The 23,711-nt window shown below is 64.0% G+C and carries 19 protein-coding genes; 3 read left to right on the top strand and 16 right to left on the bottom strand.

All coding sequences use genetic code 11. The annotated features are described in order from the left end of the window. The first annotated feature begins 54 nt into the window (after window positions 1-54). Both pepN and AC1D10_RS23435 read left to right on the top strand, forming a co-directional pair. Window positions 55-2,700, top strand: a complete 2,646-nt coding sequence (gene pepN, locus AC1D10_RS23440) for an aminopeptidase N (protein ID WP_477276044.1) — start codon at window positions 55-57, stop codon at window positions 2,698-2,700. 170 nt (window positions 2,701-2,870) lie between these two features. Then, a complete protein-coding gene (locus AC1D10_RS23435) occupies window positions 2,871-5,192 on the top strand; it encodes a PAS domain-containing sensor histidine kinase (protein ID WP_477276042.1) in 2,322 nt (773 codons plus the stop codon). Between the two features lie 45 nt (window positions 5,193-5,237). Here AC1D10_RS23435 and AC1D10_RS23430 read toward each other — a convergent pair whose 3' ends face one another. The 14 genes from AC1D10_RS23430 to AC1D10_RS23365 all read right to left on the bottom strand — a co-directional run bounded on the left by AC1D10_RS23430 (window position 5,238) and on the right by AC1D10_RS23365 (window position 20,886). Further along, window positions 5,238-5,720 (bottom strand): EF-hand domain-containing protein, encoded by a 483-nt coding sequence (locus tag AC1D10_RS23430; protein ID WP_477276040.1) that lies wholly within the window; start codon window positions 5,718-5,720, stop codon window positions 5,238-5,240. A 48-nt stretch (window positions 5,721-5,768) separates the two neighbouring features. Further along, window positions 5,769-8,825 (bottom strand): bifunctional [glutamine synthetase] adenylyltransferase/[glutamine synthetase]-adenylyl-L-tyrosine phosphorylase, encoded by a 3,057-nt coding sequence (locus AC1D10_RS23425; protein WP_477276038.1) that lies wholly within the window; start codon window positions 8,823-8,825, stop codon window positions 5,769-5,771. Then, window positions 8,825-10,300, bottom strand: coding sequence for a sensor histidine kinase (locus tag AC1D10_RS23420; RefSeq protein WP_477276036.1), 1,476 nt, complete (start codon window positions 10,298-10,300; stop codon window positions 8,825-8,827). The genes AC1D10_RS23425 and AC1D10_RS23420 overlap by 1 nt, the downstream gene beginning before the upstream one ends. Window positions 10,301-10,307: 7 nt before the next feature. Further along, entirely contained in the window at window positions 10,308-10,982 is a 675-nt protein-coding gene (locus AC1D10_RS23415; protein ID WP_379106045.1) for a response regulator transcription factor, read from the bottom strand. A gap of 359 nt (window positions 10,983-11,341) precedes the next feature. Further along, window positions 11,342-12,895 (bottom strand): Do family serine endopeptidase, encoded by a 1,554-nt coding sequence (locus tag AC1D10_RS23410; protein WP_477276034.1) that lies wholly within the window; start codon window positions 12,893-12,895, stop codon window positions 11,342-11,344. A 130-nt stretch (window positions 12,896-13,025) separates the two neighbouring features. Continuing rightward, window positions 13,026-13,493, bottom strand: coding sequence for a cytochrome c-type biogenesis protein (locus tag AC1D10_RS23405; protein ID WP_477276032.1), 468 nt, complete (start codon window positions 13,491-13,493; stop codon window positions 13,026-13,028). Continuing rightward, the gene (locus AC1D10_RS23400; protein ID WP_477276030.1) at window positions 13,490-15,481 is read right to left on the bottom strand and encodes a heme lyase CcmF/NrfE family subunit; all 1,992 of its coding nucleotides are present in this window, start codon (window positions 15,479-15,481) and stop codon (window positions 13,490-13,492) included. Before AC1D10_RS23400 ends, AC1D10_RS23405 begins: the two co-directional genes overlap by 4 nt. A gap of 11 nt (window positions 15,482-15,492) precedes the next feature. After that, window positions 15,493-15,936 (bottom strand): cytochrome c maturation protein CcmE, encoded by a 444-nt coding sequence (ccmE, locus tag AC1D10_RS23395; protein WP_477276028.1) that lies wholly within the window; start codon window positions 15,934-15,936, stop codon window positions 15,493-15,495. 8 nt (window positions 15,937-15,944) lie between these two features. Beyond that, window positions 15,945-17,084 (bottom strand): c-type cytochrome biogenesis protein CcmI, encoded by a 1,140-nt coding sequence (gene ccmI, locus AC1D10_RS23390; protein ID WP_477276026.1) that lies wholly within the window; start codon window positions 17,082-17,084, stop codon window positions 15,945-15,947. Window positions 17,085-17,211: 127 nt separating this feature from the next. Further along, a complete protein-coding gene (locus AC1D10_RS23385) occupies window positions 17,212-17,649 on the bottom strand; it encodes a hypothetical protein (protein ID WP_477276024.1) in 438 nt (145 codons plus the stop codon). A gap of 188 nt (window positions 17,650-17,837) precedes the next feature. Then, on the bottom strand, window positions 17,838-19,214 hold the full coding sequence (locus AC1D10_RS23380) for an ATP-binding protein (protein WP_477276625.1): 1,377 nt from the start codon (window positions 19,212-19,214) through the stop codon (window positions 17,838-17,840). Between the two features lie 40 nt (window positions 19,215-19,254). Next, window positions 19,255-19,920, bottom strand: a complete 666-nt coding sequence (locus tag AC1D10_RS23375) for a response regulator transcription factor (protein WP_023812809.1) — start codon at window positions 19,918-19,920, stop codon at window positions 19,255-19,257. Between the two features lie 90 nt (window positions 19,921-20,010). Next, on the bottom strand, window positions 20,011-20,310 hold the full coding sequence (locus AC1D10_RS23370) for a hypothetical protein (protein ID WP_477276022.1): 300 nt from the start codon (window positions 20,308-20,310) through the stop codon (window positions 20,011-20,013). A gap of 168 nt (window positions 20,311-20,478) precedes the next feature. Beyond that, window positions 20,479-20,886, bottom strand: coding sequence for a DUF3168 domain-containing protein (locus AC1D10_RS23365; protein ID WP_477276020.1), 408 nt, complete (start codon window positions 20,884-20,886; stop codon window positions 20,479-20,481). A 285-nt stretch (window positions 20,887-21,171) separates the two neighbouring features. Between AC1D10_RS23365 and AC1D10_RS23360 the strand changes: the two genes are divergently transcribed. Then, on the top strand, window positions 21,172-21,960 hold the full coding sequence (locus tag AC1D10_RS23360; RefSeq protein WP_477276018.1) for a 2-keto-4-pentenoate hydratase: 789 nt from the start codon (window positions 21,172-21,174) through the stop codon (window positions 21,958-21,960). 98 nt (window positions 21,961-22,058) lie between these two features. Here AC1D10_RS23360 and AC1D10_RS23355 read toward each other — a convergent pair whose 3' ends face one another. Then, entirely contained in the window at window positions 22,059-22,865 is an 807-nt protein-coding gene (locus AC1D10_RS23355) for an ABC transporter permease (RefSeq protein ID WP_477276016.1), read from the bottom strand. Next, window positions 22,865-23,698: an ABC transporter permease gene (locus tag AC1D10_RS23350; RefSeq protein ID WP_477276014.1), complete on the bottom strand. Its 834-nt coding sequence runs from the start codon at window positions 23,696-23,698 to the stop codon at window positions 22,865-22,867. The genes AC1D10_RS23355 and AC1D10_RS23350 overlap by 1 nt, the downstream gene beginning before the upstream one ends. Window positions 23,699-23,711: the final 13 nt, after the last annotated feature.

Below are 23,711 nucleotides of genomic sequence, written 5' to 3'. Positions count from 1 at the left end.
CTTGGACCAGCGGAAACATCCGCCACCAACGCGATCGACAGGAAAACCCACGGAATGCGCACGGACACCGGCCAGGTCTTCAAGCTCGAGGACTACCGCCCCAACGACTACCTCATTCCGCAAACCGACCTGACCTTCCGCCTTTCGCCAGATGCAACGCGCGTCACCGCCGTGCTCACGGTCGAGCGCCGTGACGGCGTATCCGCGTCGGCTCCGTTGGTGCTCGACGGGGACGGGCTGACGCTCAAGCGCATCGAGATCGGCGGCAAGAAAGCGAAACCGGCCGATATTGTGGTGACATCGGACCAGCTGACCATCCTCAAGCCGCCGGCGGCGCGTCGCTTCCAGCTGGTCATCGAGACCGAGCTGGCGCCGGCGGGCAACGAAGCCCTGATGGGCCTTTATCGCTCGAACGATGTCTACTGCACGCAGTGCGAGGCCGAGGGCTTTCGCCGCATCACCTATTTCCTCGATCGGCCCGACATCCTGTCCGTTTACACGGTGCGGATCGAGGCCCTGCGCGAGGAGGCGCCGCTGCTTCTGTCCAACGGCAACCCGGTCGACAAGGGCGACCTCGGCGATGGCTGGCACTATGCCAGATGGCACGACCCCTTCCCCAAGCCGTCCTACCTGTTCGCGCTGGTGGCCGGCAACCTCGGCCGGCTCGCCGACAGTTTCGTTACCCTATCCGGCCGCACGGTCGAGCTCGGCATCTATGTCGAGCCCGGCAAGGAGACGCTGGCCGGCTATGCGATGGACGCCCTGAAGCGGTCGATGAAATGGGACGAGGAGGCGTTTGGCCGCGAATACGATCTTGACGTCTTCAACATCGTCGCCGTGTCCGACTTCAACATGGGTGCGATGGAGAACAAGGGCCTCAACATCTTCAACGACAAATATGTGCTGGCCGATCAGGAGACCGCGACGGATGCCGATTTCGCCAATATCGAGGCGATCATCGCGCATGAGTATTTCCACAATTGGACAGGCAACAGAATCACTTGCCGCGACTGGTTCCAGCTCTGCCTGAAGGAAGGCCTGACGGTTTTCCGCGACCATGAATTTTCCGCCGACCAGCGCTCGCGCGCGGTCAAGCGCATCGCCGAAGTGCGCACGCTGCGCGCCCACCAGTTTCCCGAAGACCAGGGCCCGCTGGCGCATCCGGTGCGGCCGCGCCGCTACCGCGAGATCAACAATTTCTATACGGCAACGGTCTACGAAAAGGGCTCCGAAGTGGTGCGCATGATCCGTACCATTCTCGGGCCCGATGCCTTTCGCGCCGGCATGGATCTCTATTTCGAACGGCACGACGGTGACGCGGCGACGATCGAGGATTTCATCAAGGTGTTCGAGGATGCGTCCGGCCGCGACCTGTCGCAGTTCGCGCTCTGGTACCATCAGGCCGGCACGCCCAACCTGACCATCAGTTCGACGCACAATCCGGCGTCGCAGGAATTCACACTCGAAATCGAGCAGTCGGTGCCGCCGACGCCCTCCGAAAGCCGCAAGCGGCTGATGCACATCCCGCTCGCCTTCGGCCTGATCGGCGCCGGTGGCAAGCCGGTCGACTATACCAGTGTCGAGGGCGCCATCGTCGAGGACGGCGTCATCCATGTCCGCAAGCGCCGCCACATGGTGCGGTTTTCGGGTGTTGCCGAACGCCCGGCGGTGTCGCTCAACCGCGGCTTTTCGGCACCGGTGACACTGTCCGTCGAGCAGAAGGCCGACGACCAGTTCTTCCTCGCCCGCCATGACAGCGACGCCTTCTCGCGCTGGCAGGCCTTCAACACGCTCTTGACCGATGCGCTGATCGCCGCCTTCCGCGAGATCCGCGGCGGCAAGCAGCCGGTTTTCGCGGCGCGGCTGACGGCACTCGCCGGCAGCATCGCCGGCGATGAAGCGCTGGAACCGGCCTACCGGGCGCTGGCGCTGGCGCTGCCCGGCGAAGCCGACATCGCCCGCGACATCGGCAGGAACATCGACCCCGACGCCATCTATGCTGCCCGCGAGGCGCTTGCCCTGGCGATCGCCACGGCCAACCGGGATATTTTTGCCGGCCCCTACGACCGCCTTGCCGACAAGGCCGCGTTCAGCCCGGACGCGGCGAGCGCCGGACGACGCGCCTTGCGCAACACCCTTCTGGACTATCTCTCGCTGCAGCCGGGCGGAGCGGCACTGGCCGTCAGGCATTTCCAGTCCGCGACCAACATGACCGACCGCGCGGCAGCACTTGCCGTGCTCGCCTATCGCCATCACGGTTCGCCCGAGGCCATCCAGGCGCTGGCGGCTTTCGAGACGACTTTTGGGGCCGACCCGCTGGTCATGGACAAATGGTTCCAGATCCAAGCCGGCGTGCCCGGGCCGCGGACCGTGGATGCGGTGCGCGCGCTGACCGGCCATCCGGCCTTCTCGATGGGCAATCCCAACCGGGTGCGCTCGCTGATCGGCACCTTCTGCAGCGCCAACCAGACCGGCTTCCACCGTGCCGACGGCGAGGGCTACCAGTTCTTCTCGCAGACCGTGCTCGAGGTCGAAAAGCGCAACCCGCAAGTGGCGGCAAGGCTGGCAACGGCGCTCAGATCGTGGCGTTCGCTCGAACCTGGCCGGCAAGCCAAGGCCCGGGAAGCGCTGCTTTCGATCGCCAATGCCGAGAACCTGTCGGCGGATCTGAGGGATATTGTCGAGCGCACACTGGCGTAAGCGTGCACTCTTGTCCGGGAACGGCCGTTTCAGCGTTATTTTAGTCGATTTTTAATCTTTTTTCGCTCGCCCACTGGACAAGGCGAATCACCTTTGATTCTTTACTGACGATTCGGATGTGCGGCGTTTGCCGGATCAAGCAGCTTAGGCAAAATCGGGGAGTGCCATTTATGGCGAAGGCGGACGCGTGGGGCGCGCCCGGAGGGAAGGCTTTTGCGCATCGCGAGACGCGAAGCGATGGCCTTGCCGGCAATGCGCGGCTCATCGCCGAGCCGGCCTACCGGCGGCTTCTGGCCGCCGAGCCGCTGCTGCGCCGATCGATACCGGCCCTCATCATCACCTTCCTGATCGTCATCGCCGCGCTGCGGATCCTGTCGCTGATGAACGAGCGCGACGATGTAGAGCGCAACGCCAAGGCTATCCTCACGCTGGCGGCGGGTCAGCTGGCGAGTTCGCTCGCCACCACTTCGGACACGGTGCCGGGCGCCGTCCAGGATCTGCTGGAGACCACCAGCCGCCAGGGCGCGATGGGCCGCAGCCATGTGCTCGTCATCACCGACAGCGCCTTCAAGATCGTCGCGGTAACGCCGCGCTCGGTGCCATGGCAAGGCCGTTTGCTCGACGGCCTCGTCGAGGGCGGGCAGCCCCTGTTCATGTTCGGCGATCGCGCCGGCGTCATGGAGGTCAACATCGGCGGACAGGACTGGTATGCGGCGGTCAGCCTGGCGAATGGGCGAAAGGGTGCCGCGGCGGCCCTGGTACCGCAGGACGCGGTTTTCGACGCCTGGCGCAAGACCGTCTCGCTGAACGTCACCCTGTTCGTGCTGACAGCCAGCGTGCTGATCATCATCCTCTACGCCTATTTCGGCCAGGCGGCACGGGCGCAGGCTGCCGATCGCATCTATCTCGAAGCCCATCAGCGCATCGACATGGCGCTGGTTCGCGGTCGCTGCGGCCTGTGGGACTGGGACATGGTGCGCGGCAAGATGTACTGGTCGCGCTCGATGTACGACATGCTGGGCTACAAGCCCTGCGACACGATGCTGTCCTTCGGCGAGGTCGACGAGATCATCCATCCAGAGGACGGCGACCTGTTCCAGCTCGCAAACAGGATCGTTGCCCGCGAGATCGACCATATCGACCAGGTGTTCCGCATGCGGCATGCCGATGGCCAATGGGTGTGGATGCGTGCCCGGGCCCAGGTCATCGATCCGGAAGCGCCGGAGATCCAGCTGATCGGCATCGCCGTCGACGTCACCGAACAGCGCCATCTGGCGCTGCGTTCCGAGGCGGCCGACCTTCGCCTCAGAACGGCGATCGAGAACATCAACGAATCCTTCGTGCTGTGGGATTCGGCCCAACGCCTGATCATGTGCAATTCCAAATACCAGCAAGACAACGGGCTTTCGGACCGCGACGTGATGCCGGGCACCGCGCGCGCGGTGCTGGAAGAACGGATGCTGGCCTTTGCTTCCGAACGGCGGCTTGCCCACACCAGCGGACTGCAGGGCGGCGCCACCTTCGAGCGGCAGCTGGCCGACGGCCGCTGGCTGCAGGTCAACGAACTGACGACCAGGGACGGCGGCATCGTCTCGGTCGGATCCGACATCACCCAGATCAAGTTGCACCAGGAGAAGCTGGTCGACAGCGAGCGCCGGCTGATGGCGACGATCCATGATCTGAGCCTCGCCCGCCGGGCAGAAGAGGAGCGGTCGCGCGAACTGGTCGACCTGAACCGCAAATACATGAAGGAAACCGAACGCGCCGAAGCGGCGAACCGGGCGAAGTCCGAATTCCTGGCCAACATGTCACACGAATTGCGCACGCCGCTGAACGCCATCATCGGCTTTTCCGAACTGATGGAACAGGGCCTGTTCGGTCCGTTGGGGTCGGAGCGCTACGAGGAATATGCCACCGACATCAACAGCAGCGGCAAATATCTGCTGGGCGTCATCAACGACATTCTCGACATGTCGAAGATCGAGGCTGGCCAGTTCTCGCTCGACCAGGAACAGATCGACCTCGGCCCGCTGATCAGCGAGACGGTTCGCGTCGTCTCGCTGCAGGCGGCGCAGAAGGCGATCACCGTGGAAACGCGCATCGCCGACGCGCTGACGCTGTTCGCCGATCGCCGTGCGATCAAGCAGATCGTCATCAATCTCTTGTCCAACGCGGTGAAATTCACCGGTCAGGGAGGCCACATATCGGTCAGGGCCCGCAACACCTCCGGCGCGTTGGTGCTGACCATCGAGGACAATGGCTGCGGCATCCCGAAAGACGCGCTCGGCAAGCTCGGCCGTCCCTTCGAACAGGTGCAGAACCAGTTCTCCAAGAGCCATGCGGGATCGGGCCTTGGCCTCGCCATCTCGCGCTCGCTGGCGGAGCTCCAGGGTGGCGCGCTGAAGATCCGTTCGACCGAAGGCGTCGGCACGATCGTGTCGGTGCGCATTCCGGTCAAGAAAGCCGCACCGGCGATCAAGGTCGCGGCTTAGCAACCACAGGCTCCGGCTGAGTCGCCGGAACCTGCGTCGACAACCTCACTGCATGTCTTCGCCGTCGTTGTCGTCACCACCCCATTGGTGATGACGACCAAATCGGCCGCCCTTCGGCAGTTCGCTCTTCTCGATCTTGCCGTCATTGTTCCTGTCGAGCATGGCGAAGACCTTCTTCTGGCGACTGGTGATGTCGTCTGATGTCAGCGTGCCATCGTCCCTGGTGTCGTAGCGGGCGATGATGCGCTTGGCCATCTGCTCAAAACGCGCCTTCTCCAGCGCGTCGGCGAGTTGGGCAACGGTCAGCTTGCCGCCATTGTCGGCGACGAGCTTCTTCAGCCGCGCGTTCATGGCGCCGGAAAACTGATCGAAGGTGATGGTGCCGTTGGAATCGCGGATTGCCTTGCTGAGGCGCATCATCGTGCCCTCGCGCATCTTTTCGCTGGCATTGTTTTCGGCGTAGGCCGTGGTGCCGACGGCGCCGGCCAAGGCGACGAAGGCAAGGGCAAGTTTGGTCGTCGTTCTCATGGTCTTCTCCTGTTGCATCGTCACCCCCGATGCGGCCGGACAACGGATTCACGATCGTCCGGCACGAAGCAAAAGGTCAAAATCCTTTCTGACCTTTTGCGACGTCTCCTTGAGGTGTGCTTCCAGCACACCGAAATCCGGCAGGTCGGTCACCGCCAGAAGCAGATCCGAAAGCCCCGGCGGGACATCGTCGCGCTCGAAGGCTCCGGTGAGGCACAGCCGCGTCATCTGGGTCAGCGCCAGATAGAGCGCATAGGCATCGCCAAGCTCCTGCCTGACGCCGGCATCGGCGAAGCCCGGCGCCAGGCGCGACAGGATCTCGGCCGTGCCGGTGGCACGTGCAATTGGCACGGCCGGGGCACGTGCAATTGGCACGGCCGGGGCACGTGCAATTGGCACGGCCGGGGCACGTGCAATTGGCACGGCCGGGGCACGCGGCCCGGCTTCGACATGCGCGGTGAGCACGGCCACCTGGGCGATGAATTCGAGATCGATCAGGCCGCCGGGGATCAGCTTGATGTCCCACAGGTCGCGCGGCGGCTTTTCCTTTGCGATCATGGCGCGCATATCCGAGGCCTCGGCCATCACTTTTGCCGCCTCGCGCGGCTGGCCAAGCACTGCCGCCACTTCCGCCTCAACCTCGCTGCACAGGCCGGCGTCGCCGGCAATGGCGCGGGCCCGCACCAGCGCCATGTGCTCCCACGTCCAGGCCTCCTGGCGCTGGTACTTCTTGAAGGCATCGACGTGGGTGGCGACCGGGCCCTTGTTGCCGGATGGCCGCAGGCGCAGGTCGAGTTCGTAGAGCACGCCTTCCGCCGTCGGTGCGGACACCGCCGCGATCAGCCGCTGCGTCATGCGGGTGTAGTAATGCGAAGGCGCCAGCGGCTTGTCGCCATCGGATTCCTCGGCATCCGGCGCGTGATCGTAAAGCAGGATCAGGTCGACGTCCGATCCGGCGGTCAGCTCCCGGCTGCCGAGCTTGCCCATGCCGAGCAGCGAAACCACGCCGCCGGCAATCGTGCCGTGGCGTGCCGCGAATTCGGCGGTCACCGCCTGCAACGCCGCCTCGATGGTGAGATCCGCCAGATCGGAAAAGGCGCGGCCCGCCCGAGCCGGATCGATCGAGCCGGCCAGCAGCCGGACGCCGATCAGGAACTTTTGCTCGGAGGCGAAGATGCGCAGCCGGTCGAGTACGTCCTCGTAAAGCCGATCACCCTCGACAAAGGCGGAAAGCCGCGCCGACAGATAGGCGCGGTCCGGCAGTTCGGTCAGCAGGGCCGGGTCGAGCAAACCATCGAAGACATGCGGCCGGCGCGTGATGATCGCCGCCAGCCGGGGTGCCGCCCCCATGATCGTCGCCAGGAGCTTCAGCAGGGCCGGATTGGACTGCAGCAAGGAAAACAACTGGATGCCGGCCGGCAGGCCGGCGAGAAACTCGTCGAAGCGCAGCAGGGCTTCATCTGCCCGGCGCGTCTGGCCGAAGGACCGCAGCAGCGCCGGCGTCAGTTCCGTCAGCCGCTCGCGTGCTTCCGCCGACTGGGTGACGCGATAGCGGCCGAAATGCCAGCCGCGGATGACGCGGCAGATGTCGCTCGGCCGCTGAAAGCCGAGGCCGTGCAATGTCTGCAACGTATCGGGATCGTCGACATCACCGGTGAAGACCAGATTGCCGATGCCCGTCGACAGTTCCGGCGCGGTTTCGAACAGTGCTGCGTAGTGGCGTTCGACCTGTTGCAGCGAGGCGCGGAACGCCTGGGAAAAGGCAGCCGCGTCGGCAAAGCCGAGCATGCGGGCGATACGCTCCAGCCCTTCATCGTCTTCCGGCAGCGTATGCGTCTGCTCGTCGGCAACCATCTGCACGGCATGTTCGACACGCCGCAGGAACCAGTATTGAAGGGCCAGCGCGTCGCGCGCGTCTGACGTGATCCATCTGCGCGCCGCAAGCTGGCCGAGCATCGGCACGGTCTCGCGTCCGCGCAGTTCCGGGAATCGGCCGCCGGCGATGAGCTGCTGGGTCTGGACGAAGAACTCGATCTCGCGGATGCCGCCACGCCCGAGCTTGACGTTGTGACCCTTCACGGCGATCTCGCCATGGCCTTTGTGGGCGTGGATCTGGCGCTTGATCGAATGGACGTCGGCAATCGCCGCGTAGTCCATGTATTTGCGCCAGATATAGGGCTGGAGCTCCTTGAGAAAGGCCGTACCCGCGGCGAGATCACCGGCCACCGGACGCGCCTTGATCATCGCGGCGCGCTCCCAGTTCTGGCCACGCGCCTCATAGTAGCGCAACGCGGCCTCGACCGGGATCGCCAGCGGTGTCGAACCGGGATCGGGGCGCAACCTCAGATCAGTGCGGAAGACATAACCGTGTTCGGTGCGGTCCTGCAGGATACGCACCAGGCGGCGCGTCAGGCGTGAAAACAGCTCTGTGGCATCAAGCGGATCGATGACGGCGGGCGCTTCCGGATCGAAAAAGACGACAAGATCGATGTCGGAGGAGAAATTCAGTTCGTACGCGCCAAGCTTGCCCATGCCGAGCAGGATCCAACCCGATTGCTTCGACGGATTGTCGAGATCCGGCAGCTTGAGCTTGCCCTGGCCATGCGCGTCGCGCAGCAGGAAGTCGACGGCAGCACGGGCGCAAGCGTCGGCGAGATCGCTCAACCGCCGTACCGTCAGCGCCGTTTCGGCTTCGCCGGCAAGATCGGCCAGCGCGATCAGGAAATGCGCCTCGGCCTTCCACTGGCGCAGGTCCATCATGAGGCCGGATTCCGAGACCGCCTCGGCTAAATGCGCCTGGTCGATGGCGTCGCCGATCGCTTTCAGCCGCGCCTCGACCGTCTGCTCGAACAGGCCATCCAGAATCTGCGGCCGGCGACGTGCCGTATGGCGCAGGAACGGCGACAGATCGAAGACGGCCGCCAGGAAATCCCGGCCCGGCCCCTTGCCGGCCAGGAATTTGGCCAGCCGCGCCAGCCCTTCTTCCCGCGCCGCGGAAGCGATCTCGGTCAGCTCTTGCTGCGCCCGGTTTTCGTCCAGCGGAGCAAGCCTGGCGACCGGCTTCAGCAGCCAATCCGTCTCCACCTCCTTCGCGGCCGCGCTCATCAGTGATCCTCCCGTAAGGGGAAACTCATGACCACGGATAATCCGGGATTGCCAGGCAAGAGATCAAGCCGGCCATTGTGGAATGTCATGACCGCCTTGGCGAGGCTCAAGCCAAGACCGGAACCCGGCTGCGAACGGCTCTTTTCCAGCCGCACGAAACGCTCCGTCGCGCGGGCACGGTCGCCATCGTCGGGAATGCCGTGGCCATTGTCGACGACCGACAGCCGCACGTCCGCACCGACGCGCTCGACAGCCACGCGCACGGCCGGCTGGGCGCAGGCGTCGGTCGAATATTTGATGGCGTTGTCGACGATGTTCGACAGTGCCTGGCCGATCAATTCGCGGTTGCCGTTGACGAAGGCCGCCTCCCGCACGTCTGTCTGCAGCGAGACGCCCGCCTCCTCCGCCACCGGTTCGTAGAGTTCAACGACATCGTGCACGGCTTCAGCAAGATCGACGCGGTTGGTGTTCTCGGAGGAGTAGCCTGCCTCCAGCCGGGAGATCATCAGGATGGCGTTGAAGGTTTTTATGAGCTGGTCGGACTCGGCAATGGTGCCTTCCAGCGCCTGGCGGTAATCCGTGGGCTTGTGCTTGCCCGAAAGCGTCGCTTCGGCCCGGTTGCGCAGCCGGGTCAACGGCGTCTTCAAATCATGCGCGATGTTGTCGGAAACCTGTTTCAGGCCTTCGTTGAGCGTGGCGATCCTGGCCAGCATGGCATTGAGATTTTCGGAGAGCCGGTCGAACTCGTCCCCGGCGCCGGTGACCGGCAACCGGCCGGACAGATCGCCGCCCATGATGCGGCGGCTTGCTTCCGACACGCTGTCGATGCGCTTCAGCGCGGCGCGGCCGACAAAGAACCAGATCAGCAGTCCTCCAAGCCCCATCATGCCGAGCGCCAGCATCAGGGCGCGGCGAATGACGGCGCGGAACCGCTCCGGCTCGCCGAGGTCACGGCCGACAAGCATGATCATCTGGTTCGGCAGCCGAAGCACCAACGCAATGGCGTTGTGGCCCTTTTCGCCTTGCGCCTGCGGTTCGTTCTGGTCGGATTGGGTGGTGCCCTGGTCCGCCGGCAGATTGCGTTGCCGCTCAAGCTCCCCCTCGCCAAAGCGCTGATAGGAGAACGGGTTGTTGGTCCAGCCTTCGGTTTCGAGGACGCCCGGCTCCAGGCTCTGCACATTGCCGGTCAGGATCTGGCCGTTGGCATCGGCGATCAGATAGAGGTTTGCACCGGGCTGGCGCGAGCGCGCCTCGACAACACGGACCAGCACCGGCAGGCCACCGCGCTGATAGGCGCGAGCAAGGCCGAGCACCTCGTCGTTGATGGTCTCCTGCGTCTGTGCGGTCAGCATGCGCGCCGACAGCGAGGTCATGTAGAAGACGAGCGCCACGGCGCAAAGCGCGAAGAGCAGGAGGTAGAGCGCCGAAAGCCGCGCTGCCGTCGTCTTCATGATGGCTGGCACGGAAAGAGCCATGCTGCTGCTAGCCGCTCTTCAGCATATAGCCAGCGCCGCGAACCGTGTGCAGGATGGACTTGTCGAAGCCCTTCTCGATCTTGCCGCGCAGCCGCGAAACATGGACGTCGATGACATTGGTCTGCGGATCGAAATGGTAGTCCCAGACATTTTCCAGCAGCATGGTGCGCGTCACCACCTGGCCGGCATGGCGCATCAGATACTCCAGCAGGCGGAATTCACGCGGCTGCAGCGTGATCTCGCGCGCCGCGCGGCGGACCGAATGCGACAGCCTGTCGAGTTCGAGATCGCCGACGCGGTAGACGGTTTCCGCTTCCTTGGCGCTGGCGCGCCGGTTCAGCACCTCGACCCGAGCCAAAAGTTCGGAGAAGGCATAAGGCTTGGTCAGATAATCGTCGCCACCGGCGCGCAGGCCGGTGACCCGGTCGTCGACCTCGCCGAGGGCCGACAGGATCAGCACCGGCGTCGTGTTGCCCCTGGACCTGAGACCAGCGATCACCGACAGGCCGTCGCGGCGCGGCATCATCCGGTCGATGACCATCACGTCGTAATCGCCGGCATCGGCGAGCGCGAAGCCGGTTTCGCCGTCACCGGCGACATGCGCGGTGTGGCCGGCCTCGGTGAAGGCTTTCTGCAAGTAATCCGCAGCCTCGCGGTCGTCTTCTATGACGAGAATCTTCATAGGACTGTTATACGCGATTTCGCTGGAAGGTTGAGTGGCAGACATCTGCATTGTGGCCTTTGCCAAAGCGCATCGCGGTCAAGATCATCCGAAAGCGTGCGCGATAAAGTCCTTGTCCCCGATGTCGTTGCGCCAAGACCGCTCAAACGCTGTTTGATGACATGCCTGCGTGTGCGGCAGCGGGCGATGGGAAGCCCGCTGCCGCCGGGGGAGAGCACGATGACTGACTAACGCGCGCTCCTCCTTGCTTTCCCGTGCGGCGGCTCGGGGGTGTTTGAAATCGCCGCACTGGAAAAGTCGAACCTGCCGCCGGAGCGTCCCGTCCGCCTGGAGAGGCAAGAACGCTCCGGAGCCGTACCTCAGCCCTTGGCGACGGGCAGCGCGACGAAACGATTGTTGTCGTCGCGGGTGATCTGCATCAGCACCGCCTTGCGTCCGGCCTTCACCGCTTCCGTCATCGCCTTGGTGACGTCGTCGGTGCCGTTCACTTCGGCCGAATTGACGGCGGTGATGACATCGCCCGGCTGGATGCCGCGGTCGGCGGCATCGCTGTCGGGATCGACATCGGTCACAACCAGCCCCTTGCCGTTTTCCGACTTGGTGACGGTCAGGCCGAGATCGGCCAGCGAGTCGGGCTTGGCCGGAGCGGCGGGCTGCTGCTGGTCGACTGATGCCTGCTTGTCGCTCGAGGGAAGTTTGCCGAGATCGACCTTGACCGCCTGGCTCTTGCCGTCGCGCCACACGGTGACGTCGACCGACTTGCCAGGCGAGTAGGCGCCGATCAGCCGGGCCAGTTCCTTCGGCGAAGCAACATCCTTGCCATCGACCTGAGTGATCACGTCACCAGCGGTAATGCCGGCCTTCTTTCCCGGACCATCGTCCTGGGCGCTCGAAACCAGAGCCCCATTCTGCGACTTCAGACCCAGCGATTCGGCGATGTCGGAGGTAACCGGCTGGATTTCGACACCGAGCCAGCCGCGCTGTACGGAACCGCTCTTCATCAGATCCTGCACCACCTGCTTGGCGGTCGAAGCGGGAATGTCGAAGGCGATGCCGACGCTGCCGCCGGAAGGCGAGAAGATCGCGGTGTTGATGCCGACGACCTGACCGTTGAGATTGAAGGTCGGGCCACCCGAATTGCCGCGATTGACCGAGGCGTCGATCTGGATGAAGTCGTCATAGGGGCCAGCGCCAATGTCGCGGCCACGGGCCGAGACGATGCCTGCCGTGACCGTGCCACCAAGGCCGAACGGATTGCCGACGGCCACCACCCAGTCGCCGACGCGGACCTTGGAGTCATCCGCGAAATCGACATAGGTGAACTTGCCGACGCCGTCGACCTTGAGCACGGCGAGATCGGTGCGCGGGTCGGTGCCAATCAGCTTGGCGTCGAGTTCCTTGCCGTCATTCATCACCACCGTGAAAGCCGAGCCTTCCTCGACGACGTGGTTGTTGGTGACGAGATAGCCGTCATCGGAGATGAAGAAGCCTGAACCCTGCGCCACCGGCCGCGGCTGGTCGTTGTTGTGGTCGCGGTGGCTGAAGCGGCGATTACCGCCGCCCTGGCCGTTCTGGTCACCAAAGCCACGGAATTCCTTGAAGAAGCGCCGCAGCTGCGGATTGTCGGGCAGGTTGTTCATGCCGTCCGGATCGTCGGACTGGTCGGAACCGTCGTCCGCCGCCGGGCTGATCTTGGCCTTGACCTTGACGCTGACGACGGCGGGAGAAACGCGCTCGACGACATCGGCGAAGCCCGGCACCTGCGGTGCCTCGACACGCACGGCATCGGCCAGAACAGGCCCTGTTCCTGTCGTCAGCGCGCCAACGCCGATCGCACCGGCAACTGCGATGGACGCGACGGCAGCCATGAGACGCTTGCGGGTGACGGAATATGAATTGGGGGCAATATTCATCGATCTCTTATCCTCTTTCAAATGGACGCGTTTAGTCGGCATCCTCGGGAAAAGAGAATTAGAGAGGCGCACATTACGGCGCCATTTCCGACACATGAAACTTTGGTAATGTTTGGGGTGACTGTCGCCGTCAGTCGCGGCGCAAAATGGCGTCCAACGATGCCTGTTCTTCGGCGGACAGGGATTTTGTTGCCAGGGTGCGGCGCGATCGCGCGGTCATCACAATGAAAATCCCGCCAACGAGCAGCAGGACGACAGGTGTGCCCCACAGCAAGGCGTTGCGCAGCTCGAAGCGCGGCTTCAACAGCACGAACTCGCCGTAACGCGACACGACATAATCCATCACCTGCTGATCGGTATCGCCGGCAACGAGGCGTTGGCGCACAAGGATGCGCAGGTCGCGGGCGAGATCGGCGTCGGATTCGTCGATCGACTGATTCTGGCAGACCATGCAGCGCAGGCCTTCCGACAGCGCCCGGGCCCTCGCCTCGAGCGCCGGATCGGCCAGCATCTCGTCGGGCTTCACGGCGTGTGCCGCGCCGGCGATGAGCAGCGCCAGCAGCAGTACGATCGAGGTCAGCGAAAGCCGTGCGCTCATGGCAGGCCCGCGGACTGCACGGCGCTCGCCTGCTTGCGCCGGCGCGACGGCGCGCCGACACGCAGGCGCCTGTCCATCAACGACATGGCCGCGCCCGCCATCATCATCAGGCCGCCGCCCCATATCAACGTCACCAGCGGCTTCCACCACAGACGCACCACGACCGATCCATCATTGCCCTCGTCGCCGAGCGAGATGTAGAGCTGGGAGAGGCCGATCGTCCTGATGCCGGACTCCGTCGTCGTCATCTGCCGCACCGGATAGAAACGCTTGGCGGAGTCGATTTCGCCAATAGCGCTGCCGCTGACGCCGATCAACTCGAAGCGGCCACGGTCCTCGCTGTAGTTCGGACCCTGGGCAGGATAGAGCCCGACGAAACGCAGCGTGTGGCCGGACAGTTCGACGGTCTCGCCGGCGTGCATCGACAGGATCTTTTCGGTGCCGAAGCAAAGCGTGCCGACGATGCCGAGCGTGGTCAGACCGAGGCCAAGGTGAGCGAAGGCAGTGCCGAAAACCGAGCGCGGCAAGCCGAGCAAGCGCCTGACCATGGTCCCGGCCGCAACGTTGCCGAAGCCTGACTTGACCGCGAGATCGGTGACCGCGCCAAGCATCAGCCAGACGGCGAGGCCAACCCCCAAGGCCGCGAACACCGAGGCGCCGTCGATGAACAAAGCGGTGACCAGCGTCGCCAGAAGGGCGGCGGCGAACGCCACCATGAGGCGCTGCGCAACGGCGAAGACATCGCCGCGCTTCCAGGCCAGCAGTGGCCCGAACGGAACCATCACCAGCAGCGGCACCATCAGCGGTCCGAACGTCAGGTTGAAGAATGGCGCGCCGACCGAAATCTTGTCGGCGGAAAAGGCTTCGACGGCAAGCGGATAGAGCGTGCCGACGAGCACGGTCGCGGTCGCGGTGGTCAGGAACAGATTGTTGAGAACGAGCGCGCCTTCGCGCGAAATCGGATGGAACAGGCCACCGGCCGTCAGCCGGGAAGCGCGCAGCGCAAACAGCGTCAGGGAGCCGCCGATGAACAGCGTCAGGATGCATAGGATGAAGACGCCGCGCGTCGGGTCGGTGGCGAAGGCGTGGACGGAGGTCAACACGCCGGAGCGCACCAGGAAGGTGCCGAGCAGCGACAGCGAAAAGGTCAGGATGGCGAGCAGCAGCGTCCAGATCTTCAGCGCCGAGCGCTTTTCCATGACGATGGCCGAATGCAGCAGTGCGGTGCCCGCCAGCCACGGCATGAAGGAGGCGTTTTCGACCGGGTCCCAGAACCAGAAACCGCCCCAGCCGAGCTCGTAATAGGCCCAGTACGATCCCATGGCGATGCCGCCGGTCAGGAACATCCAGGCGACCAGTGTCCACGGCCGCACCCAGCGCGCCCAGGACGCATCGATGCGCCCTTCGATGAGGGCCGCGACCGAAAAGGAAAAACAGATCGAGAAGCCGACATAGCCGAGATAGAGAAACGGCGGGTGAATGGCGAGGCCGAGGTCCTGCAGGATCGGGTTGAGATCACGGCCTTCGATCGGCGCCGGATTGAGCCGGATGAACGGATTGGACGTCGCCAGGATGAACAGGAAGAAGGCGGCGCCGATCGCGCCTTGCACGGCAAGCACATTGGCGCGCAGCGTTGCCGGCAGGTTCGACCCGAAAGCGGCGACAAGCGCACCGAAGAAGGTCAGGATCAGCACCCAGAGCAGCATCGAGCCTTCGTGATTGCCCCAGGTTCCGGTGATCTTGTAGATCAACGGTTGCAGCGAATGCGAGTTTTCCCACACACTCGCCACCGAGAAGTCGGAGCTTGCATAGGCGCTCGCAAGTGCTGCGAAGGACAGCGCGGTCAAGGCAAAGCCGGTCACCGCGACCGGGCCGCCGACCGCCATCAGGCGCTGGTTGTTCAGGCGCGCGCCAAACAGCGGCACGATTGTCTGCACCAGCGAAAGCGCAAACGCCAGGACCAGGGCAAAATGTCCGGTTTCAACCACGGTTGCGCCCCTTATTCACTCTTGCTCTCCTGCCAGACGCCCTTGGCCTTCAATCCGTCGGCCACCTCCTTGGGCATGTAGCGCTCATCATGCTTGGCCAGCACACTGTCGGCAACGAAGGTGCCGTCCGGGCCAAAGGTGCCTTCGGTGATGACGCCCTGCTCTTCGCGGAAAAGGTCCGGCAGGATGCCGGTATAGGTGACCTTGATCGATTTGTGCGTGTCGGTGACCGAAAAGGCGACTGTCGTCCCCTGCCCGCGCTGGATGGTGCCTTTTTCGACCAGTCCGCCCAGCCTGATGCGCTGGCCGGGCTGGACGCTGGCGGTGGTGAGGTCGGCCGGCATGTAGAAATAGGACGCCTTCTGGCCGAGCGCGTAAAAGGTCAGCCCGGTGGCGGCGCCCAGGAAGGCCAGACCGCCCGCGATCACCGACAGTCGTTTCTGCTTGCGCGTCATATCAAGGTCTACTCCGTCGCCGTCAGGCCAAGCGAGGCGGCAAAGGCGGTGAATTTCTTGGCTTCGTCACTGTCGGCTCCAAAGACGGCTATAGCGCGACCCAGCGCGTCCCGCGCCTGGTCGGCCTTGCCCAGCACGAGATAGGAACGAACGAGCCGCATCCATCCTTCCGGGTCGCGCGGATTTTGCCGCAATTTGTCGTCGAGGCCGGCGACCATGGTGTTGATCATGGCCTCCCTGTCCGTGGGAGACATCGAGGATGCGGCGTCGACATCGCCGGCACCGGGACCGTTGGTGGCGCTGCCGGAAGCGACTTCGGGGCTGCCGGATTTGGCCAGCGCCTGCTCGACCGCTCCGCGCCATGGCGAATCCGGCGGCAGCTTGCCCTGCATCGCCTGCCAGGCCGCGACCGCATCCTTGGCGCGGCCTTCCTGCGCCAGCGCCATGGCCAGGTAGAAGCTGGCTTTGGCATTGGCCGGATCGAGCTTCAAGGCCGCCTCGAAAGCATCCTGGGCATCGGCCGAGACAATGCCGCCTGCCGCATTGGCGATCGCCTCGCCAAGACCGGCCCGGCGGATCGCGCTGTCGCCATCGAGGCGAATGGCATTGCGATAGGCCGCTGCCGCATCGGAAAAGCGCTGCATGCGCAGATAGACGGGTGCGAGCACATCCCATCCCCTGCCGTCGGAAGGATTGGCGGCAAGATGGGCTTCGGCCCGCGCCACCAATTCGTCCACCGAACTGTCGGCCGGATTCCTGGCCAGCCGCTCACTGAGCGGCTGCGACGGCAGCTCGGGAGAGCCGAGCTGGCTGTAGAGACCCCAGCTGACAAGCGGTACCGCGAGCACGGCCGCGGTTGCCACCAGCCTTGCCGCGACCGACGCCTGTCTGACGGAGGCCTTGCCGGCCGCTGCCGCATTGTCGAGGCGAAGGATACGACGAGCGATCTCGGCGCGGGCCTCGGTCGCTTCCGCCGGCTGGATCAAGCCACGTGCGGCGTCGCGGTCGAGTTCGGACAACTGATCGCGATAGACTTCCAGATCGTGATCGCCAGCCGACGACGCACTCTTCGAGCTGGCGGCCAGCGGCAGCAGCACCGCCAGGCTTGCACCCAGCGTGAGAATTGCGGCTATAACCCAGAACAGCATGGTTCTTCCAATAACGGCAGAGCCCTGCCGTGCCAACACAAGTGTCCTGCGACGCTTTGACGGCAGGCGCGCCGCATGTCCTTGATCGACATCAACCGGCCGGATACCGGCCGAACCCGGTCGATTGTCAGGTCAGCGGCGTCCAGCTGCCGTCGCCGTTGCGGCAGGCGGTTCCGCGCGCCGTCACTCCGGCTCCGCCTGTAAACACCGTCTGCGTATATTGGCGGCAGTCCTGCGAGCCGACGCGGTAGGGCTGGCCCGGAACCACCTCGCCATAATGCGAAGCCTGCTCGCCCTTCCATGCCACCTTCTGGCCACTGGTCGTGTATTCGAGCGCCTTGTATTCCGCCTCGAGCGCACTGCGCTTCTCGGTCTCGCTCAGGCCGTTGCCGATCGAGCCGCCGACCAAGCCGCCGTCCATCGCCGAGATGATCGTCGTCGTGACCTTGCCGCTCGAAGGAGGCGTCGAGGCCGGTGTCGGGGCGACGGTGGGACCCTTGCTGCTCAAGGTGGTGCAGCCGGAGACGGCCAGCAATGCGGAAACAAGTGCGACGCGAATCTTCATGCCAACAACCGGTTTTCTTGAGTTGGAGCCTGCCATGGATGAGCCGGGGGCCGCGTCATCGGAGAAGTGGGTGTGGCCATAGTATTGATATTTGTCGGAAATTTGGCCGCAGCCGGCCGATCCATGACCAATCGACATGCCGCCATAACATGCCCCGTCCATCGATGTCGATTGGCCCCCGGAAAGCATCATTGAAGGCTCCGCAATCGCACCACCGCCTTCAATCCGCCCATGCCGGACCGTTCGAGTGCCAGGACGCCTCCATACTCGTTGACGAGGTCGGCGACAATGGCCAGCCCCAGACCTGTTCCGGGCTTCGTCTCGTCCAGCCGCCGCCCGCGCTTCATCGCCTCGCGCGCCTTGTCCTCAGGAATGCCCGGGCCGTCATCCTCGATGCTGATCTCAAACAGGCTGGACGTGTCGTCCTTGCCGGTCAAAGGCACGACCGACACCAGCACCGCGCTCCTGGCCCATTTCATCGCGTTTTCGAGCAGATTGCCCAGCAACTCCTCGAGATCTTCGCGCTCGCCGGCGAAGACGACCTCGGTGGCCGGCAGGGTCAGCGACAGGTTGGTCTGCGGGTTGAGCTTCTGCAAAACCCGCACCATGCGTTGCACCAGCGGCGTCACCGGCGTGCGGTAGACGACGCTGTCGCGTTGCGCCGCGACACGGGCGCGCTGCAGATAGTGCTCGACCTGCTTCTGCATGGAAGCGGCCTGTTCGGCAATCAGCTGCCCTTTGGCGCCGCCAAGCGCCCGGCCCTCGTTGAGCAGCACCGCCAGCGGCGTCTTCAGCGAATGGGCGAGATTGCCGACCTGGGTTCGCGACCGCTCGACGATGCGCCGGTTGTTTTCGATCAACGCATTGGTTTCGTTGGCAAGCGGTTCGATCTCGGCCGGGAACCGACCATCGAGCCTGTGCGCGGTGCCCTCGCGCACCATGGCAAGTGCGTTCCTGACCCGGCGCAGCGGCTGCAGGCCGAGCAGGATGGCGATCGCGTTGATGGCGATCATGCCGACGCCGAACAGGCTGAGATAAGTCACCAGCCGGCGCTGGAAGGTCGAGATTTCCTGTTCGAGTTCGCTCTGGTTGCCCATGACGCGGAAGCGCGCGGCGCGGTTCTTGGAGTCGAGAACGAATTCGCTCTCGAACACTTCGAGCTGCTCGCCGTCAATGCCTACGGTCGGATAGCTGCGCTGGAAGCTGGAGTTGAAAGGCACATCGGCAACGCTCGGCGACGGGATCGTCTTGGTCATCGACGACGAATGAAGATCTCCGTGCACGTCTTCCGAGGCGGGCTCAACCGACCAATACCAGCCCGAATTCGGCTCCGAGAACCGGAGGTCGCCGAGATCGGGAGCACCCGTGAGCGCACCGCTGTCGGAAATGCCGATGGAGCCGATCAGGTTGAACAGATGCGCCGAAAGCAGGCTGTCGAAGCCGCGCTCGCTGGCCTGGCGGTAGAGCGTGGTGATCAGTGTGAAGATGATGACAAGGGTCACGATCGCCCACACCGTGGAAAAGGCGATCACGCGGAACGTCAGCGAACGCGGCCACAAACGCAGCGACAGCGGCGTCCTTGCGGTTTGTTTGAGCGGTTCCGAGTTACGCCTCCGGCTCGCGCATGCGGTAGCCCATGCCGCGCACGGTTTCGATCATGTCGATGCCCATTTTCTTGCGCAGCCGCCCGACAAAGACCTCGATGGTGTTGGAATCGCGGTCGAAATCCTGATCGTAGAGATGTTCGACCAGTTCGGTCCGCGAGACGACCTCGCCCATATGGTGCATCAGATAGGCCAGCAGGCGGAATTCGTGCGAGGTCAGCTTGAGCGGCACGCCGTCGACATCGGCCTTCGAGGCCTTGGTGTCGAGGCGCAGCGGCCCGCAGGTCAGCTCGGACGAGGCATGGCCGGCGGCACGCCGGATCAGGGCCCTGAGCCTCGCCAGCACCTCCTCGATGTGGAACGGCTTGGTGACATAGTCGTCGGCGCCGGCGTCGATGCCGGAGACCTTGTCGCTCCAGCGGTCGCGCGCCGTCAGGATCAGCACCGGCATCTTGCGGCCGCCGCGACGCCAGCGCTCGACGACGCTGATACCGTCCATCTGCGGCAGGCCGATGTCGAGCACGACGGCGTCGTAGGGTTCGGTGTCGCCGAGGAAATGGCCCTCCTCGCCATCGAAGGCGCGGTCGACGACATAGCCGGCGTCGACCAGCGCGTCCGATATCTGCCGGTTGAGATCCTTGTCATCCTCGACGACGAGTACGCGCATGCGGAGATCGATACCTGTTGAAGAGCTGGGGCAGATATAGGCCGATTCCGGCGGCCTGGGAAACGAAGGCCTTTAAGATGAAAGATTGGGTCAGTTCTGCGGAACGATGATTTCGGAACGGCGCGGACGCTGCCCATCCTTGCCCGGCACGAGCACGACGATGACGCAAACCGGCTGGCCTCCGCGCGTCGATTGCGAGGCCTTGGCCAGCGTTCCGCCATTCTGCTCGGCCACCTGCTGGCCGATGGCGTAGCAATCGGACGCCACCAATACGACCGGGCGGGCCTGGTCCGGGGCAATGACCGGTGTCGCCATCGCCTGCGACGCAAACAGGCCGGCAGCACAGAGCGCCAGTGTCGCGGTTCGGAAGTGGGAGCGAAGCGTTTTCATGCTCGGCGTTGTAACGCATCGGTGCTGAACGTGAAATGAACAGTGAACGCCGCCAAGACCATGTCCGCTACCCCTGTAACGCGAGACAACCGATCGGATTTCGCCGCCCACACGGCGAAATCCCGGAAGCATCAGTCTAGACCCCGTTTGGACCATATTGAAAGCGCATCAGTCATTTTCCTGCGTTATGGCGCGAAACCGCAGCAAGCCGTGATGCACGAGCAGGTCCTCGTCATAGCGAGCCTCGGCGAATTCCAGCACGAGGCGTGTCTGTCCACGCGGGCCGATGATCAGCACCGAGTCGGCGAGGCGCGCCTTGATGCTGTCCATGATGGCACGCGTTTCGGCCTCGTCATGGGTCTTCGACCAGACATGCAGCGTGACCAGCTGATCGGCATCGTTCTGGACCCCGGTGTCCCAGTCGAAGGCGCTGGTCTGGCCGCAGGTTACGTGGGGAAAGGCGGCATTGTCGGCCGCATGTTCGAGCAGCCCAGCGCCGCCCAGCAGCGCCGACAGCGATGCATCGCTTCTCAATCGCAGGAACAATGCCTGCAGCAAGTCGCCGGATGCGGTCATATGTCGTTCCCTCGCCTGCCACGCCTCGAACAGCATCTTGCGCACTATAATTCGCTCGCAGCGTATCCGCACGAAGCTGCGCAACGCAAGCGCCGGCGCCAAGGTGATGACGCACGGCGATCTGAGAGAGGACGGGCTGGCCAGATGCCTGGCAAGCCGAGTGTGAACGTGGACTTTCGATTCCCGCTCACCTAACCTTGCCTCCGTATGGACGGGGTTCCTTGCCCGCTTTTGCTCCACGCGGCGCCAAGCAGCGGGGCGTTTTCCTTGATTTCCGGAGTAATGATGCTCGATCCAGAAAAGGCCAGGGCCGCGTCGCGTTTGTTGGTAAGCCATTGGGACAACGGCACTCGTCTCGACGCCATACCCCAAGAATTGCGGCCACAAACGCGGACCGAAGGTTACGCCATCCAGTCGCATGTGATGGATCGTTCGGTGGCTCCGCTCTTCGGCTGGAAGATTGCCGCAACCAGTCTGGCCGGACAAAGGCACATCAATGTCGACGGCCCGATGGCCGGGCGTCTCCTCGCCGAAAAAGCGGTCGAGGTTGGCGGGGCCGTTTCGCTGGCGACGAGCAAGATGCGTGTGGCCGAGATCGAATTCGCTTTCCGCTTCGGCCGCCGATTGCCGCCTCGCCCGGAACCCTATGCAATCGGTGACGTGATGGATGCCGTAGAGACCTTGCACCCCGCGATCGAAATACCGGACTCGCGATATGACGATTTCTGCGCGGTAGGCGCGCCGCAGCTCATAGCCGACAATGCCTGCGCCAACCTGTATGTCATCGGTGAGGCCGCAAAAGATGATTGGCGCGACGTGGACCTCGCCAAGCACCCGGTTGTCGCCTTTGTTTCTGGAAAGTCGCAGCATGACGGAACCGGGGCAGCCGTGTTGGGCGATCCGCGCATTGCGCTCGCCTGGATCGTCAACGAACTGTCGGGCCTCGGCATAGCAGTCCAGCCGGGACAGGTGGTGATAACCGGCACCTGCGTAACGCCGATAAGTGTCGAGGCAGGTGACGAAGTCACCGGCGATCTGGGCAGGTTTGGCCGCGTCTCGGTCAGGTTTGTCTAGAGCGGCCCACCGTTTCCCGGAAACGGCGAACCGCTCTATCTCTTTGTTTTGACACAATTCCCGACGGAAAACCGTTTCACACTTTTCCTGGAATTGCTCTAATTCGCCTGGCGCAGCCTGACCACGAAACTGCGCAGCGCCAGCACCAGCACCGTGATGATGATCAGGATCACCGAGAGCGCCGCAATCGCCGGGTCGATGTTGTCGCGCAGGCCCATCCACATCAGCCTGGGCAGCGTGATGGCGTTGACGCTTGTAATGAACAGCGTGACGCCGATTTCTTCCCAGGACAGGACAAAGGAGAGAAGTGCCGCGGTGATGATGCCGAACTTGATATTGGGCATGATGATCCGGGTGGCGCGCTCCCAGACAGTTGCGCCCAGACCGCGCGCGGCAAGGTCGATGCGCCGGTCGAGCTGGCTGAGCGAGACCAGCATCAGCACGGTGGCGAAGGGCACCGTCATCACCGAATGCGCCATGGCAACGCCAAGCCAGGTGTCATAGCCGAAGAACGAGCTGAAACCCGAGATCGAGGTCAAAAGGAAGTAGAGCGTGATGGCCGAAACCACCGGCGGCACCACCATCGGCAGCAGAACGAAGCCGACGAGTGCCGCGGTGAAGCGCGGCTGGAACATCCACACACCGAGGCTGAAGCACAGCGCCAGCACGGTGGAAAAGGCGCTGCTGACGATGCCGATGCGGATCGAGAGCAGGATCGAATCGATCCAGCGCGGATCCTCGATCAGCGCCCGGTAATGGCGCAGCGACAGTTCGCCGGATGGCATCGCCAGCATGCGGCTCGGTGTCAGCGACACCGGGATCACGGCGAGCAGCGGCATCAGCAGGAACAGCGCCACGAAGGCGGCGATGATCAGCGAGACGGGACCAGGGCGGTAGGTCGGCATCAGATCAACTGCTTCGGTCTGACATAACGGAACAAGAGCGCCATCAGCGCGCCGACGAACAGCACCAGCACGACGCTGATCGCCGCGCCCAGCCCCCAGTCCGGGCTCTGGAATATCCTGAGATAGATCAGCTCGGCGACCATGACGCTGCGGCCGCCGCCGAGGATCGCCGGCGTCACGAAGAAGCCCAGCGAAAACACGAAGACGATGAGCGCCGCGCCGATGATGCCGGAGCTGGTCATCGGCACGAAGACCGACCAGAAGGTGCGCATGCGGGTGGAGCCGAGCCCGCGCGCGGCCAGCAGCACGCGGTCGTCGAGGCTGCGCATGGCGGACGCCAGCGGAAAGACGGCGAAGGGAATGAGGAAATGCGTCATGCCGACGATGACGCCGAACTCGTTACGCACCAGCGCCAGCGGTTCGGAAATGAAACCGATCGCCTGCAGCCAGGTGTTGATCAGACCGCGATTGGACAGCAGCGCCACCCAGCCGAAGGCACGGGTCAGCACCGAGATCCAGAAGGGAACGAGAATGCAGAACTCGGCAACCATGCGCTGTGCCGGGGTTCCACGCACCCAGACGACGGTGATGGCATAGGCAGCGGCCACCGAAACCACGGTGACCACCGCCGCGATGCGCAGTGTCCGGATGAACACCGACTGCACCAGATCGTCGGTGAGCAGCGCATCATACTGGCCGAGCCCCGGCGTCGGCAGCGTAAAACTCCACTTGACGACGCCGAGGAACGGCCAGGCATAGGCCAGGGCAAGAAACAGGAGCAGCGGCGCCATCAACAGCGCCGCGCCCATCCTGTCGGAGAGATATGCTCTCATGTCGACCCGGTCA

This window comes from Mesorhizobium sp. P2_A8, assembly GCF_056404935.1.
The sequence above is the reverse complement of the archived record's forward strand: the minus strand, read 5'-3'. Positions and strand labels throughout refer to the sequence as shown.